The organism is Streptomyces sp. NPDC048211 (assembly GCF_043202315.1).
Lineage (GTDB): Bacteria > Actinomycetota > Actinomycetes > Streptomycetales > Streptomycetaceae > Streptomyces.
This window is the reverse complement of record NZ_JBIDAD010000003.1, coordinates 126834-142296: the sequence shown is the minus strand read 5'-3', so window position 1 is coordinate 142296 and position 15463 is coordinate 126834. Positions and strand designations below refer to the sequence as shown.

The window sequence follows — 15463 nt, the reverse complement described above, 5'->3', positions numbered from 1 at the left end:
GAGCCGCGGGCCGGGTGGCGGGTTCGTCACGCGAAGGCGTCACGGCCGTGCCGGGGTGGAGCCGAACTGCTTCATCAGGAGGTCGAGCTGGGCGCGGCCGAAGTCATAGGTGGTCATGTCCTGATGGCCCCGGTACTTCGTCTCCACGATCATGATGACAGCCAGGTATAGGGAGTACAGGCGCCGTCGGGTGCGTTGTGAGACGGACAGTCGGCCCAGGCCGTAGCCGCTCATGAAGTCGGAAGGATCGCCGAACACCGGCAGGTCGATGCCGGTGAATCCGGCCTCCATGAGCGGGTCGGCCCAGACCGCACGCTCATGGTCGAGGACGGCGACGATCCGTCCTCCTCTGATCATCGAGTTCTTCGTCCACAGGTCGAGCTCGACGAACCGGGGCTCGGTTACGTCATCGAGGACCGCTGCGTTCCCGGCCAGGACCTCGCGGATGTCGTCGTAGGGCCGGCCGATGTCCACGCCCGCCCGCTGACCGTCCTCAAGGGTGTCCTCGATCATCTGCGTGAACGCCTCGCGCCACGTCCCGGATCCGGGGCCCTGCAGCGGACCGAAGTGGGGGCCCACGATCGAGTTCAGTTCCCTGTTGAGCGTGCCCAGCTCCCGGCTCCCCGCAGCGACGACATCGGGCGAGAGACGTCCCTCCGCCGTGGCGATGCCGAAGTTGTCCGCGTCGATGTACTCCATGAAGAAGTAGTCCGCGTCGACCAGTTCCCGGGACAGGTCGGCGTAGTCGACCTGGGGGATCGGAACGTTGGTGCGTTCGCTCACCAGCGCCATCGCGGCCAGTTCGTTGCGCATCATCTCCTTCTCGCGGGTCAGGACCCTCACGCCCGCAGGAGGGGCGATCTTCAGCACTGTCTGCTGCCCGTCCCGCAGCCGGACCCGATAGGCGACGTTGAACCAGCCGTGGGTGATCTCCACGGCAAAGGCATCCCCCTCGGGTATCTGATCACTTCCGTAGGCTCGTTCGATCATCTTCCGCAGAACCTGCGGCGACTGCCGGTTCTTGGTGATGCTCTCCGTCACGGCGTCCACGATGCTCCCTCGGCTCTGAATTCCGGGACCAGATCACACCTCCCGGCGTCGAACACCGTAGGCCGAACCACCGCCGCCGCAGTAGGAAAACGTTGCCACATGACCGCGCCGGGTCAGTGGACCCCGCAGCTCTCCCTGAGCAGAACACGTGAAGGCACGACCAGGTCCTGGCGAGGCAGGCGTGGATTCGCCAGACACGCTTGAAGGACGCTGACCGCGAGCCGCCCCAGATCCGCCACCGGTTGCTCGACCGTGGTCAACCGCGGCGAGCAGGTTCGCGCGCCGTCGCTGCCGTCGAATCCGGTGACTGCCACCTCACCCGGCACGCTCACACCCTCAGCACTCAGCACGTCGAGAAACCCCAGCGCCGTCTCGTCGTTGGTACACACCAGGGCCTCGGGAAGACGGCCACGTCCGCTGCGATGGTCGGCCACGACCTTCTCGGCCAGCCGGCGAGCGCCCTCGCGAGTGAAGTCACCGCGCAGTACCGGCTCCATGGGTACAGAGAGCCCCAGCAGGCGCGCCGCCGCACGGAATCCCCGGAATCGGTCGATGTCATCGGGAGTGCCTGGAGGACCGGCGACGAACCGCACGTCCCGCAGCCGATGTGCGCTCACGAGGTGCTCGACCAGAGTCCGGATCCCTTCATCATTGTCGACTCCGACATGGTCGTAGCCGCCCGACGTCCGACGGCCTGCGACGAGCACGACGGGAACCCGGTGCGCCACATGCTCCAGAAGGGTGTCCGGCAGCGTTCCGGCGACCATCACCAGGCCGTCCACCTGCCCGGCCAAGTCCCGGATGCGTGCTTCTGCCTGGGGTGGCCTGGCAACCGTCACGGCCAGCGTGTAGTCCGCCTCCCACGCGGCGTACTCCGCCCCGCGCAGGATTTCACCGAAGTACTGGCTTCCCCGGACAGTCCCTCCAGGCGCATGCCCGAAATCGGCGACCAGTTCGACTTGGGAGCGGCGCGGGACCGGCTTCCGCGGAGGGCCTGCGGGACCCACATCGGGCAGACACAGGCCCAGAAGCCCGGACCGCCGGGCCACCAGCCCGCGAGCCGCCCCCGACGGCACGAACCCCAGCTCCGTGATGGCCTTCTCGACCAGTAGCCGAGTATGGGCCTTCACGTACCCCGTGGCATTGACCACCCGGGAGACCGTGGACACGGATACACCGGAGCGCTGGGCCACATCCTTCATCGTGGCGGTCCTGGGCGTGTGCGCGGCGGTTGCTGTTCTCACGGTCGCCGCAGGCAGCGGGGTCCGTGTGAGGAAGGTGGCAGATCGGGGATGCGGGGCCGCCGGCCCTCCTGTCGCTTCGCGGGGGCGGGGCGGCTGACTCCGTATGCTCTCCACCACTGTCCCGTCACACGGCCCGGACGACGGTGCCGGCTGCTTCGAGCGCTCCGACTTCAGCCGTGGGGGCCGCCGTGTCGGTGACCAGGGTGTGCAGGTGGGTTACGGGGCCGACGTAGGCATGGGCGGTGCGGCCCAGTTTGCCGCCGTCGGCGGCGAGGACGACGCGGCGGGCGGAGGCGATACTCGCCTTCTTGACTGCCGCTTCGTCGAGGTCGTAGGCAGTCAGCCCCTCTGCTGCGCTGAGGCCGCAGCAGCCGATGACGGCGGTATCGAAGCGCAGCGCTGCCAGCGAGGCGAGCGTGAGGGGGCCGGTGAGTGCACCCTCCGCAGCACGGGGGCTTCCGCCTGGTACCAGCAGTCGGGCCTCACCCGGAGGGTCGCTGAACAGGCGGATGGCTTGAAGCGACAGCGGCATCACGGTCACCTTCCGTCCGCGCAGCAACCGCGCGACTTCCACGCAGGTGGTCCCGCTGTCCAGGAGGACGGTTTCGCCGTCTGTGATGAGCGAGCACACTTCGGCCGCGATCCGGCGCTTGGCGTCGACCGCCTCGTGGGCGCGCATCGCGAAGGGTGGTTCATCCCCTCTCAGCAGCAGGGTGCGCGCGCCGCCGCGCTGTCGCTCGAGGATGCCCTGGGCCGCCAGATGATCAAGGTCGCGGCGGACGGTCATGTCCGAGGCGCCTGTCAGTGCGGCGAGTTCGCCGACCGTGACCGTCCCTGCCTCGTGAACGGTCCGGGCGATCAGGCGATGGCGGTCCGCAGTGTTCATACCGCGATTGAACACCATTCTGATCGAACATAGAAGATGTTCGAAAGCGGATTGACTAAACGGTATATGTGTTCGTTAGTGTGCTCGCATGGAAAAATCCCTGCGCGTCGCCCGTGCTGTGACGTTCGTCTACTTCATCCTCAACGGCACGTTGCTGGGCATGTGGGTCGTGCAGATCCCAGCCATTGAGGCTCGCGTGGGTATCAGCCACGCGGCCCTCGGAGGATTCCTCGTGCTGCTGGGGGTGGGGGCCTTCGGTGGCATGCAACTGGGCGGCCGCCTGGCCGACCGGTTCGGCCCGCGCACCGTCGTCCCCCTGGCCGGTGTGCTGTGCAGCACGACCCTGATACTGCCCGGACTGGCCGAGCAACCCTGGATCCTCGGAGTGGCCCTGCTGGTCTTCGGCTTCGGCAACGGCACGCTCGACGTGAGCATGAACGCGCACGCTGTTCAGGTGGAGCGTGCCTATCGGCGGCCGGTCATGTCAGCCTTCCATGCCACGTTCTCCGTAGGAGGTGTCCTCGCCGCTCTCGTCGGAGCCGCCGCCATCGGCGTCGGCTGGGGTCCGGCACCGACGCTGGCCGTAGCCGCAGTCCTCGGGATCGCCGTCGCCCTGGGGTCAGCCTCCGGCCTTCTGCGGGTCGCACCGGCGGAATCCGCGGCCCCCGGCGACGCCGACGGCAGGAAGGCAGCCGTACCCGCCAGGATCTGGCTCCTGGCCGTCCTGGCGTTCCTGGTCATGCTGTGCGAGGGAGCCGCGAACGACTGGAGTGTCCTGCACCTCAAGACCGTCCTGCACGCACCGGAAGGCACCGCCGCGTTCGCCTACGGAACCTTCGCGGCGACGATGACCGTCGGCAGGCTTCTGGCGGACCGCGTGTCCGCACGGTTCGGGTCAGTCGCCGTCCTGCGATACGGCGCCGGCATGGCCGCCATCGGCATCACCGTCGTGGCTCTCACCCCCTGGATCTGGGCGGCACTGGCAGGCTGGGCACTGTTCGGGCTGGGGCTGTCGGGCACGGTTCCGCAACTGTTCAGTGCTGCCGGACATACTGATCCCGCTGCCGCCGGCGCCAACGTGTCGCGGGTCGCCGGCCTCGGCTACGTCGGGATGCTCGCGGGCCCCGCGATCATCGGCTGGCTGACCCACCTCGTCGACCTCAACCACACCTTCCTGCTCCCGGCCCTGTTCTGTGCGATCGCCGCCGCAGCCGCCGGAATCCTGCGCACGCACGCACCGTCGGACCAGCTGCGGACAGTCCAGCGGACGCCTTGAGCTCTGTGTCCCTGACCGCCTGTGTGGCGCGGCCTGACTCCGCGCCGCACAGGCTTCTCCTGAGTAGCCGGGCACGGCTGACTCAGGAGTGCGCCCGGCCCGCCGGCCCCTCGCAGTCGTTCGTCTGATCGCTGCCGCCAATCCACCTCCAGCGGGCACCAACCCTCTGGAGCAGTGACCTGGCGGAACACCACGCCATCCCCGACGCGTACGGAGAACGTCGTCGCCAACGGCGGATCGGTCACCCGGGCTCTGTCCGGCGGACCCCGGACATGCCCGGTCCAGGTCGTGCAGACCGGTCCTGATGCCGCGTGCGGGCAGACTGCCCCGGCTCTTCGGGAGCGGGCAGTCTGCCCCCGACTCCTCCGGTATCGGGCAACGCCGACGCCGATACCCAGCTGCGCGCCGGCCTCCGGGTATGCCCAGAGCCGCTGTCGTCGGTCATGGTGTCCTCCTCGCTCGACGGGGCGCGCGAACGCGACACGCGGACGGGTACGGGGCGAGGCCGCGCCTGCGGATCGGTGTGGAGCGGCCTTCTGCTCGGTCGGACTCCGGCGAGACGGTTCGGGAGGCCGGGTGCGTCGGTGGCGGAAGTCGTGCGGCCGCGAGCGCCCGGGATCGTTCCGACGGCAGCGCCCGGTGAGGTGCGAACCGGGCGAACCGATGGAAGTCACCGGTGCGGCCGACACCGGACTCCTCCCGTTCCCTGTTCGTTCAACTCCGCTTCCCCGGTATGGATGTGTCCCACATCTAGTGTCCTGGAAGGTCTTTCCAGGAAGGGACTCATGGATACTCTCCCCGCAATCCGGGCTCGTGGGATCGCCAAACGCTTCGGTGACGTCGTCGCGCTCGACGGCGTCGACCTGGAGGTGACGCAGGGACAGATCCACGGTCTCGTCGGCCCGAACGGTGCCGGCAAGACCACGTTGCTCGGCCTTCTGCTCGGTCTGGCCGTCGCCGACAGCGGCCGGCTCGAGATCCTCGGAACGCCGGTCGGGCGGGCGCTCACCGCTCCCGACGGTGTCGCCGGATTCGTGGACGGGCCGGGGCTCTACCCCTCTCTCACCGCACGGCAGAACCTGGCCGCGCTGGCCGCCCTGCGAGGCCGCGACGCGCAGACGGCGGGGATCGACGAGGTGCTCGGGCAGGTCGGGCTCACGGATGTCGCGGACGACCGGGCCCGCGGCTTCTCCTTGGGGATGCGCCAGCGGCTCGGTCTCGCCGCGGCCCTTCTCACCAGGCCCCGGCTGCTGGTCCTCGACGAACCCTCCAACGGCCTCGACCCGGCAGGGAAGAAGCACATCCACAGTGTGCTCACCCGGCTTGCGGCACAAGGCACCGCTGTCGTGCTCTCCAGCCACCGCATGGACGACCTGGAATCGCTGTGCTCCGAGGTCACCATCCTCGCCACAGGACGCGTCGTCTACTCCGGCCCGTTGAGCGGGCTGGCCGCCGGCAACCCCGAGCTCGAATACCGCGTGCTCACCTCCGATCCGGCGACCGCCCGTAGGCTCGCAGCCGGTACCGCGGGCATGCAGATCGTCGACGACGCAGCGCCGGTGCCCGACAGCGGGGCGCTCGTCGTGCGCACCGTGGTGCCCGCCCTCGACGACCTGGTGGTGCAACTCGTCCACGCCGGCGTCGCGTTGCGGGAACTCGCCCCTGTGGTGTCGCCGCTCGAGGCCGCGTTCCTCTCCCTCACCGAGCAGCAGGAGGATGTTCGATGACCGCGACCGTGACCCCCGTCCACGACGCACCCGCGCTGGGCAACCCCGCGCGCCCTGTCTCGCTGGCGCGCGGCTACCGCTTCGAGCTGGTCAAGCTCGTCTCGCAGTGGCGGATCCGGCTGGTGACGCTCGCCTGCTGGATCGCGCCCGCGCTGTTCGTCGCCGCGGTGAGCCGGCAGAGCTCCCTGCCCGTCGACACACTCTTCGGCCGCTGGATGCACGCCACGGGGTGGGCCGGGCCGCTCGTCGTCCTCGGCTTCGCCGGCACCTGGGCGCTCCCGCTGCTGACCTCGCTCGTCGCCGGCGACGTGTTCGCCTCCGAGGACCGGCTCGGCACCTGGCGCCATCTGCTCGTGGCCGTCCGGTCGCCCCGACGGATCTTCGTGACGAAGACGCTGGCCAGCCTCACCGTCATCCTCCTGCTCGTGGCCGGGCTGGTCTGCTCCAGCCTGGCCGGCGGAGTCCTGGCGGTCGGCAACCGACCACTGGTCGGCCTCGACGGCCACCTCCTCACGGCGTCGGACGCCGCGCTGAAGGTGCTGCTCGCATGGGCCTGCGTCCTCGCCCCGACCCTGGCACTCTCCGCCATCGGACTGCTCGGCTCCGTCATGCTCGGGCGCTCCCCGATGGGACTGCTGCTGCCCGCACTTGTCGCGCTCGCGATGCAGCTCGTCCAGATGCTGCCGCTTCCCGTCGCGGTGCGCCTCGCGCTGCCCGGTTACGCGTTCATCTCCTGGAACGGGCTGTTCGCCAGCCCGGCACAGCTCGCTCCGCTCATGGCGGGTATGGCGGTCAGCCTCGTCTGGGCGGTGCTGGCCACGGCTCTGGCGTACCTGCACTTCATGCGGCGCGACTTCACCAGCCAGAGCGACGACGGCTCGCCCCTCCGCGCCATCACCGCCGGTGCCCTTCCGCTCGCCGGGCTCCTTGCCCTCACAGTCGGCGTGATCGCCGTGACCACCACGGCCAACGGCTCCGGGATCGAGCAGAACAAAATCCAACGCTCGGTCGCGACGGCCTTCGCCCACCTGTATCGCCAGCAGACCGGGCAGCTCCACCGCCCCGACGTCACCGAGGCGCAGTTGGGGGCCACGGCCGCCTGCACCAAGGGCAGCGTCGCAGACGGTGCGCAGGGGCCGGGCAACGACTGGCGCTGCGTCGTGTCCTGGCACCTGCCCGGCATCGAGGCCACCGGGACGGCCATCTACCAACTCGACGTCACCCCGGACGGCCGGTTCATGGCCGATGGCGACGGACCCAAGGAAGTGAACGGCTACTTCCTGGTGCGAACCCCTGCCGGGGACACACCCAATCCGCTGTGGCAGTTCGACGGCAATGTCGGACTGCTCGGCACCGAGAAGGGATGACTCCATGCAGGTAACACGCCGCAGGCGGCCCGGGAAAGGCCACCGCCTGCTCGGCAGACGCGTCGGCCGGATACCGCTGGTGACCGCAGGTATCACCGCTCTCGCCCTCACCGCCGCGGGAACCGCCTTCGCGAGGACGCAGCAGTTCGGCACCGACCAGGTCGGCCAGAGCACCCCTCAGGGCCAGGTCGTCTCCAGCGACCAGTACATCGACCCGTACGGCGAACGCCTGGTCATCAACAACGGCAAGATCATGTCGTCCTCGGTCAGTCCGGACGGCACGCATCTCGCCGCGTCGGTCACGGACGGCGGTGCGGCCCTGTCCATCGTGGACCTGAAGAGCTGGAAGGTGCAGCAGCTCGTCAGCAGCGCCGCGTCGTCCGTCCCTCGTATCGCCGGCAACGCGGTGGGGCAGGAAGGCCCCACGTACTCGCCCGACGGGAAACAGCTGTGGCTGGGGCAGCCCGATGGCTACACCCGGTTCACCGTGAACCCGGACGGCAGCGTCGCCGACCCGGTCACCGTCACCATCCCGGCGGACGGGCCCCGGCACGCGCTGGTGGGCGAGGCGGTGTTCTCACCCGACGGAGCCACCGTGTACGGCGCGGTCAACGGCCAGAACCGCGTGGTCGCCATCGACGCGGCGACGGGCGCCGTCGAGCGGAGCTGGCCCGTGGGCAACGCCCCGCGCGACATGCTCCTGACCGGCGGAAGGCTCTACGTCAGCAACGAGGGCGGACGCCCGGCGAAGGCCGGCGACACGACCATCAACTCCTACAACACGCCGGTGCCGGCCGACCCCGTCACCGCGGCCACCACGACCGGCACGGTCAGCGTCATCGACCTGAGCAAGCCGGACGCGGCCGTTGCGGGCATCGACGTCGGACTGCACCCGACCGCGCTGTACGCGAAGAAGGGCGTCGTCTTCGTCACCAACACCGCCACCAACGACGTGTCGGTCATCAGGACCGCCGACAACAAGGTCGTGCAGACCATCGCCACCCGGCCCTGGCCGGAGGCCTCGGTGGGGTACGAGCCAAACGCGGTGACGCTCACCGACGACGGCCGCCTGCTCGTCACACTCGGCCGTGCCAACGCGGTCGCGGTCTACCGCTACACGAGCCCGCAGGAACCGGTCAGCTACGTCGGTCTGCTCCCGACGGACTACTTCCCGGCCGAGATCACCCCCGTGGGCAAGCAGGTCCTGGTCTCCCACACCCGCGGCATCGACGCCCGCCGTCCCACCACCGCCGCGGGGCACGCGACCCACGACACGACGTCGAGCCTGACGCGGTTCACGCTGCCCGACGACAGGACGATCAGGGCACAGACGGCCAAGGTCTTCCGGCAGAACGGCTGGAGTCCCGGCTCGGTCGAGGTGGCCAAGCACGGCAGCAGGGCGAAGCCCGTCCCCGTACCGGCCCGCCTTGGCGATCCCTCGACGATCAAACACGTCTTCATGATCGTCAAGGAGAACCGGACCTATGACCAGGTCCTCGGCGACATCCCCGAAGGCAACGGCGACCCGTCGCTGACCCAGTTCGGCGAGAACGTGACACCCAACCAGCACGCACTCGCCAAGCAGTTCGGGCTGTACGACAACACCTACGACATCGGTACGAACTCCGCCGAGGGGCACAACTGGCTGATGCAGGCGGACAACCCCGAGTACACGGAATCCTCGGCCGGCGAGTACCTGCGCAGCTACGACACCGAGGACGACGCCCTGGGCCACCAGCGGACGGGCTTCCTCTGGACCGGCGCGCAGGCGGCAGGCAAAACGGTGCGGGACTTCGGTGAGTTCCAGCAGTTCCTGACCAAGCCGTCGGGCGCGAGCTGGCAGAACCTGTACTGCGACAGCAAGAACATGGAAGCGACGGGCCAGGACACCGCCTACCCGCTGATCTCGTCGTCCCCGATCCCGTCGCTCAACGACGTATCGGTGCACGGCTTCCCGAAGTTCGACACCAGCGTTCCCGACGTCTACCGGTACGGGATCTGGAAGCGGGACTTCGAGAAGAACGGGCCCGCGAACCTGAACATGTTCTGGCTGTCCAGCGACCACACCGGCGGTCCCGCGAACGCGGCCGCCCAGGTCGCCGACAACGACCTCGCGGTCGGCAGGATGGTCGACGAGATCTCGCACAGCACGTACTGGAAGGACTCCGCGATCTTCGTCGTCGAGGACGACTCCCAGGCCGGCCTCGACCACGTCGACGGCCACAGGGCTCCCATCCAGATCATCAGCCCCTACGCCCGGCGCGGTGTCGTCGACAGCCACTACTACACACAGATCACGATGATCCGCACCATCGAGCAGATCCTCGGGATCCACCCGATGAACCAGAAGGACAGCGCGGCCACCCCGATGACCGGGGCGTTCACCGGGAAGGCGAATCGGGCTCCGTTCACCGCCCTCGCCAACCGCACCCCGCTGACCGACGGCCTGGCGACCCCGCCCGCCTGCGGACTCGACACACCGGCGCCCCAGAACCCCGAAGCGGCGGCCGTGCCGTCCGCGAAGGTGCCCGCGGCCATGCAACCACTCGCGTCGCAGTGGGACACCTGGAAGTCCAAGCAGCGGCTGACCGGCCCCAACGCCGTGCCCGACTACGCGAATCCCGCCCAGATGAACCATTTCACCTGGTACGAGACGCACAACTGGAAGCAGCCGTACCCCGGCGAGAAGAAGATCTTCCCGCCCAATGACGTGCCCGGGGCCTACATCCCCTCCGCGGAATCGGACGGCTGACCCGGGCGGACCGGTCGGTCTGCCTTCCGTCTCCGCTCGATCCGAAGCGGCGACGGAAGGCGGCCGAGACGCTGACAGGCGTCGACGGCGTACTGGCCTCCATCCTTCGTGACGGGCCGTCGGTCTCACCGGCGGCCCGTTCCTCTTCCTCGGTGTGGGCGCAGCGTCTGGACACGGCGATGGGGCACCGTGTTTCACGGTTGAGGAGGAGGTGCCGCTGGGCGGCGGGCTTCATCCCGTGCCGCCTGGCCGGCACCCCACAAGACCGATACGACCGAGGGCAGGAATCCGGGGGATGTTTCGGCCCCGACGGCAGGTCAGGACTGCCGGTACGCGATTGCTCGGCGGTGCGGGCAGAGGTGCGGCCTTCTCTGCACTTCACCCGAAGGGATGGAGCGGAGGCGTGAGCCGGTCCCCTGAAAAAAGGGGTGCGTGAGGCCGTGTCGGTCCTGAAGGATGCGCGGTGTGAATCCTGCGACTGACACAGCCCTGCCGCCGCCGTCCGTTCTGAAGGCGTTCCAGCTCACTGGACGGCCTGAGCCGCTCGAAGGAGGCCAGGGCCAGAGTGTCCGCGTAGGCGATGTCGTGCTGAAGCCGGCCGGTGACAGCACGGACGTCGAGTGGGCAGCGAGGCTGATGGACGGGCTGCAGGGGCGACGGGGCTTTCGTGTCCCGCGGTTTCTGCGCTCCGTGAACGGGGGATACGTCGTCGAGGGATGGGCGGCGACCCGTTTTGTGACGGGCGAGCCGGGTCCCGCCGGTAGGTGGGATTCCCTGCTGGCTGCGGGTAGAGCCTTCCACGAGGCTCTGCGGGACGTGCCACGACCTGATCGACTGGACGTGCACCAGCACCCGTGGGCGGTCGCTGATCGAGTTGCCTGGGGCGAGACGACAACGAAAGTACCCGCGCAGGTAGAGCAGTTGGTCACCAGGCTGCAAGCATTCCGCGAACCCGTGGAAGCGCGTGCTCAGCTCATCCACGGCGACCTGACGGGAAACGTTCTCTTCGCGCCTGGCCACGCCCCCGCGATCATTGACTTCTCGCCGTACTGGCGACCGGTCGCCTATGCGGATGCGATCGTGGTGGTCGATGGCCTGCTCTATCACCAGGTTGGAACCCGCCTGGTGGACTCGGCGGTCCCCGGCACCGAGGGCGCTCAGATGCTCTTGCGGGCGTTGATCTTCCGCTTGGTCGCCCTGGGCGTACTGGTGGGACACGACGGTGCGCTGGCTGAAGAGGAGTTGCTCAGGTTCACGCGCGTGTCTCAGTTCGTTGAAGAGCGGATCGGCGGGTAGCACGGGTCAGGCTCCAGTGGAATCGTGACGGGGACGTGGGATGCCGAGGTTGGCGACGGTCCTCTTGGCGGGGCGTGCGACCTCGGCTTGCTTCGCGCGGTGGAGGGTCAGGGTCGAGGGAGACCCGTTCGGCCCGCACGCTCAGTACGGTTGACATACAGCTTCTGGAGCGGTGCGCCGGCACGCCCCGCATACTGAGGCAGTCCTTTTCGGCGGGACACCAACGGTCAAGGGAGGGCACGCAGATGGGTGTCGGATCGGTGTTCGGCAACATAGGCCGAGCTGCGGCCGGGGCGGGCCGATTGGTGTGGGCAGTGGTGTCCGCGCCGACCACGGGCACTGAGTACGACGCCGACTCCAAGATCGACAGGCTTGCGGAGAAGATCGAGAACGAGGTGCCGGAGGAGCTGCGGGACCGGGCATGGGGTCTGGTTCTGGACGCGCTGTACGGGGTTCCCGAGGAGATCGATCAGTTGGTGGAGGCACACCGGATGACTGATGACGAGAGTTCCGAGGGTCCGCCGGCCACGTACTGATGCCGGTAGCCGAAGAGCCTGAAGAACCGGCGTGCCGATGAGCTGCGGATGCTGGGGGAGTGGCGCGGCGTCCGGGGCGCCCGCCCAGCGCGGCCACCGAGGAGGCGACATCGTCCTGCTCCAGGTGGTGCTTGTGGAGCTCGTCGTCCATCGAGCCCGCTCGGCAGTGGTCGAAGGGGGCGCTCGCCGTTCTGCGCAACACGGTCGCGACTCGTGAACGCATCGTTGCAGGAGGCGCGGTCGCTGGACCGCAGCTCGATTTCTCGCCCCTTGCCGAGCTTGAGCTCGTCAGCAGTGGAACTGGACCGGCAATGCAGTCAGCCCCCGGAGCAGGGTGCCGGTCCGCCAACTCAGTTGCGCGGGGTCGGTGGCGAAGGCCATCGCCTGGCGCTGTTCCACGAGTAGGCGAAGGGCGATCGCGGCTTCGGCGCGGGCCAGTGGGGCGCCCATGCAGTGATGCAGTCCGTGGCCGAAAGCCGCGTGGCCCGACGCCCGGCGCGTGATGTCGAAGCGGTCCGGGTCCGGGAAGTGGCGCGGGTCGCGGGAAGCCGCGGCAAGGGAGATCTGGACCGCTTCACCGGCGCGGATGTGAGTGCCCGCGAGGTCCAGGGGCTCGGCTGCGAAGCGGAATGCGGAGGCGTGCACCGGCGAGTTGTATCGCAGGGACTCCTCCACCGTGGCGGGGGTGAGGCTCACGTCGGAGCGCAGCAGTTCCAGTTGCTCAGGGTTGGCGAGCAGGGCGTGCAGTGTTCCCGAGATCAGGTTCACTGTTGTCTCGTGGCCCGCGACGAGGAGCAGGAAGGCCATGCCGAGGAGTTCCTCGGGCGTGAGGCGGGAGGAGTCGGCTGCGAGGTCGCTGAGCAGGGTGCCGTCCGGGGCGGCCGCCTTCCGTGCCGTCAGTTCTGTGAGGTAGGCGGCCAGGTCGGCGGCCGCGGAATCTGCCGCCTGGGCCGAGGTGGGTGTCACCAGCTCGTTCGACCAGTCGTGGAAGGAAGAGCGGTCCGCAGCCGGAACACCCAGCAGGTCGCAGATCACCGTGACGGGCAACGGCAGCGCATACCCGCTCACCACGTCGGCGGTCCCTTGCCGCGGCAGCGCGGCCAGCAGCTCCGCAGCGACCGTTTCGATCCCCGGTCGCAGGGCGGCGACCCGTTCCGGCGTGAAGTGCGGCGCCACCAGCCCGCGCAGGCGGGTGTGGCGGGGTGGGTCGCTCTGGAGCATGTTGAGGCCGAGGGCGTGGCCACCGTCGGTCCGCCAGGCCGAGGAGTGGCGTATGTCGTTGCGCAGTCGCGGGTCGGTGAGCGCGGCCCTGGCCGCGTCGCGCGTCACGACCAGCCAGCACTCCCCGCTGCCCGGAACGGACACGCGGTGCACGGGACCCCTGGCCCGCAGCGCCGCGTAGACGGGATAGGGATCCCTCGCCAGGTCATGGCCGCGGGGTGCCAGTTCCTCCAGGGTGGGTGACTGCATGCTGTGACCTTTCGGTGAGGGGCTTGTCCGGGAGTCAGTCGTGCCATGCGTCCGCCACCCCGGCTGCCAGCGCCGTGGCACGGGCGTATCCGGCGCGAGCGGCTGCGGGGACGCGGGTGTTCGCTGTCATGTCGCGGCCCATCGCCCGGCGATCGGTACGGCCGGGGCACACCAGGGACACGACAGTTCCCCCGGCGGCCAGGTCGGCTGCCTGCTGCCGGGCGCCCGGGTGTGGGCCGACGGCGTTGGGGATGGGGACGACTGCCAGGACCCGGTCGTAGCCGCGGGCCAGTTGGATGTTGGCGGTGGAGCGGCTGCCGCCGTCGATCCAGCGCCGGCCGTCGAGCGCGACCGGCGGCCAGACCAGGGGTACCGCACAGCTCGCGGCCACCGCGTCGACGAGGCCGGCCTTCGTGTCCGCGTCGAAGGCCTTCACCTCGCCGCTCACCGCGTCGACTGCGGAGATCCGCAGGGCCCGTGCCGGCCAGTCCGTTGCCCCGCACAGCAGCGTCCGCACGGCGTCGTACATCTCGGAGGCGGGTGCGGTGGACGCGGCCAGGGCGGCACGGCCGAGGCGTCGTACGGAGCGCTCGGGGTCGCGGGAACCGAGGGCCGCCCGGAGGAAACGGAGGGTCTGGGCCGTGGTGACGTGGAGATCGATGCGGTCGTCGCCGGCGAGCTGGCGTTCGTACAGCTCGCCGGGCGGCTGGCCGCAGGCCAGACGGGAGCCGAAGACAGCACCCGCCGACGTGCCGATGACCACGTCGGCCCGGTGGAGGTCGATGCCCGCGTCCGCGAGCCCGGCGAGCACGCCTGTCAGCCATGCGCCGCCGACCGGCCCTCCGCCGCCGAGTACGAGTGCGGTTCCGGTGCCGCTTCCGCTCACGTCGATCCTCTCCCGAGCGCACGAACGTAGTCGGGGTGGTCCCTTCCCCGCGGGGACCACCCATGAAATGGGGAGTGGTCCCCACTTCGCGTTCCGACGATAGCATCAGTACTGGGGATAGCTCCCCACTTCTTTCGGAGGATGATCGTCATCGGCACAGGTGAGGGAACGGCCCCCCAGCGACGCGACGCGCGCCGCAACCGGCAGCTCCTGGTGGAGGCGGGTCACGAGGTATTCACCGAGCAGGGGCTGCAGGCGCCGCTGGACGTGATCGCGCGCCGGGCCGGCGTGGGCAACGCGACGCTCTACCGGCACTTCCCCACCCGCGCGGCCCTCGTCGACGCCGTCTTCCGCGATCAGCTGACCGGCACCACGGAGGCGGGTGAGCGGGCCCGGACGGCCGTGGACGCCTGGACGGGGCTGAACGACTACCTCCGGACCGTCTTCGACGCGCTCGCCGCCGACCGCGGTACCAACGACCTCATGACCACGCACGTCGAAGGCGTCGAGGCGCTGGACGCCGTGCACACGCACAACCGGGACACGATCGAACTCCTGCTGGAGCGCGGGCGGCAGGAGGGCGCCGTCCGCGCGGACGTGACCACCGAGGACGTCCTGTTCGCGCTGGCCGCTCTGGGCCGCGCCGTCCCGGCCCTGGCGGCCGCGACTGCGCCGGACGCCTGGCACCGCCCCCTCGCCCTGCTCCTGGACGGCCTGCGCCCGGCGCCCTTCCCCCTGCCGGGCCGGGCCCTCACAGCCCCCCAGCTCGGCGACGTCCTCAGGGAACTGGGCCCGCACCGGGCGCCCTTGAAGGGCTTGAACGATGAGTGAGGGCTCCGGGGAGCCCAGGCCTGCCGGCCTGAGTCACCACCAGAACCTTTGACGTTTCCTGCGCGCGTGGCCTGCTGGTTCTCGGCCTGTCCCGCCCTGGGCAGGGGGATTGTGTCGCTCACCGGCGGCCGAATCCTCCTCC

12 protein-coding genes are annotated in these 15463 nt (G+C 69.5%); 7 read left to right on the top strand and 5 right to left on the bottom strand.

The window, feature by feature from the left end:
• Positions 1-39: 39 nt before the first annotated feature.
• The 3 genes from ACGFZA_RS13500 to ACGFZA_RS13490 form a co-directional block, all read right to left on the bottom strand.
• On the bottom strand, positions 40-1041 hold the full coding sequence (locus ACGFZA_RS13500; protein ID WP_393679000.1) for a phosphotransferase family protein: 1002 nt from the start codon (positions 1039-1041) through the stop codon (positions 40-42).
• Between the two features lie 122 nt (positions 1042-1163).
• Positions 1164-2252 carry a LacI family DNA-binding transcriptional regulator gene (locus ACGFZA_RS13495; protein ID WP_393678999.1) on the bottom strand — a complete coding sequence of 363 codons (1089 nt, stop codon included), beginning with the start codon at positions 2250-2252 and terminating at the stop codon, positions 1164-1166.
• A 166-nt stretch (positions 2253-2418) separates the two neighbouring features.
• Positions 2419-3180: a DeoR/GlpR family DNA-binding transcription regulator gene (locus tag ACGFZA_RS13490; RefSeq protein ID WP_385272676.1), complete on the bottom strand. Its 762-nt coding sequence runs from the start codon at positions 3178-3180 to the stop codon at positions 2419-2421.
• Positions 3181-3268: 88 nt separating this feature from the next.
• Between ACGFZA_RS13490 and ACGFZA_RS13485 the strand changes: the two genes are divergently transcribed.
• The 6 genes from ACGFZA_RS13485 (at position 3269) to ACGFZA_RS13460 (ending at position 12134) form a co-directional block, all read left to right on the top strand.
• Positions 3269-4456, top strand: coding sequence for an MFS transporter (locus tag ACGFZA_RS13485; RefSeq protein ID WP_385272358.1), 1188 nt, complete (start codon positions 3269-3271; stop codon positions 4454-4456).
• A gap of 785 nt (positions 4457-5241) precedes the next feature.
• Positions 5242-6183, top strand: coding sequence for an ABC transporter ATP-binding protein (locus ACGFZA_RS13480; protein ID WP_393678998.1), 942 nt, complete (start codon positions 5242-5244; stop codon positions 6181-6183).
• Positions 6180-7550, top strand: a complete 1371-nt coding sequence (locus ACGFZA_RS13475) for an ABC transporter permease (protein ID WP_393678997.1) — start codon at positions 6180-6182, stop codon at positions 7548-7550. The genes ACGFZA_RS13480 and ACGFZA_RS13475 overlap by 4 nt, the downstream gene beginning before the upstream one ends.
• 4 nt (positions 7551-7554) lie before the next feature.
• Positions 7555-10302, top strand: coding sequence for a phosphoesterase (locus ACGFZA_RS13470; RefSeq protein ID WP_393678996.1), 2748 nt, complete (start codon positions 7555-7557; stop codon positions 10300-10302).
• Between the two features lie 465 nt (positions 10303-10767).
• Positions 10768-11598 carry a TIGR02569 family protein gene (locus tag ACGFZA_RS13465; RefSeq protein WP_393678995.1) on the top strand — a complete coding sequence of 277 codons (831 nt, stop codon included), beginning with the start codon at positions 10768-10770 and terminating at the stop codon, positions 11596-11598.
• Positions 11599-11843: 245 nt separating this feature from the next.
• A complete protein-coding gene (locus tag ACGFZA_RS13460; protein WP_385272373.1) occupies positions 11844-12134 on the top strand; it encodes a hypothetical protein in 291 nt (96 codons plus the stop codon).
• 288 nt (positions 12135-12422) lie between these two features.
• On the opposite strand, the gene ACGFZA_RS13455 is transcribed toward ACGFZA_RS13460, so the two are convergent.
• Both ACGFZA_RS13455 and ACGFZA_RS13450 read right to left on the bottom strand, forming a co-directional pair.
• Positions 12423-13604 (bottom strand): cytochrome P450, encoded by a 1182-nt coding sequence (locus tag ACGFZA_RS13455; RefSeq protein ID WP_393678994.1) that lies wholly within the window; start codon positions 13602-13604, stop codon positions 12423-12425.
• Between the two features lie 34 nt (positions 13605-13638).
• The gene (locus ACGFZA_RS13450; RefSeq protein WP_393678993.1) at positions 13639-14490 is read right to left on the bottom strand and encodes a patatin-like phospholipase family protein; all 852 of its coding nucleotides are present in this window, start codon (positions 14488-14490) and stop codon (positions 13639-13641) included.
• 141 nt (positions 14491-14631) lie between these two features.
• Between ACGFZA_RS13450 and ACGFZA_RS13445 the strand changes: the two genes are divergently transcribed.
• Entirely contained in the window at positions 14632-15321 is a 690-nt protein-coding gene (locus ACGFZA_RS13445) for a TetR/AcrR family transcriptional regulator (RefSeq protein WP_393678992.1), read from the top strand.
• Positions 15322-15463 lie beyond the last annotated feature (142 nt).

Coding starts and splice junctions, on each gene's coding strand:
- ACGFZA_RS13495 (WP_393678999.1), bottom strand. CDS start 2,252: ATGAAGGATGTGGCCCAGCGCTCCGGTGTATCCGTGTCCACGGTCTCC.
- ACGFZA_RS13490 (WP_385272676.1), bottom strand. CDS start 3,180: ATGAACACTGCGGACCGCCATCGCCTGATCGCCCGGACCGTTCACGAG.
- ACGFZA_RS13485 (WP_385272358.1), top strand. CDS start 3,269: ATGGAAAAATCCCTGCGCGTCGCCCGTGCTGTGACGTTCGTCTACTTC.
- ACGFZA_RS13480 (WP_393678998.1), top strand. CDS start 5,242: ATGGATACTCTCCCCGCAATCCGGGCTCGTGGGATCGCCAAACGCTTC.
- ACGFZA_RS13475 (WP_393678997.1), top strand. CDS start 6,180: ATGACCGCGACCGTGACCCCCGTCCACGACGCACCCGCGCTGGGCAAC.
- ACGFZA_RS13470 (WP_393678996.1), top strand. CDS start 7,555: ATGCAGGTAACACGCCGCAGGCGGCCCGGGAAAGGCCACCGCCTGCTC.
- ACGFZA_RS13460 (WP_385272373.1), top strand. CDS start 11,844: ATGGGTGTCGGATCGGTGTTCGGCAACATAGGCCGAGCTGCGGCCGGG.
- ACGFZA_RS13455 (WP_393678994.1), bottom strand. CDS start 13,604: ATGCAGTCACCCACCCTGGAGGAACTGGCACCCCGCGGCCATGACCTG.
- ACGFZA_RS13445 (WP_393678992.1), top strand. CDS start 14,632: ATGATCGTCATCGGCACAGGTGAGGGAACGGCCCCCCAGCGACGCGAC.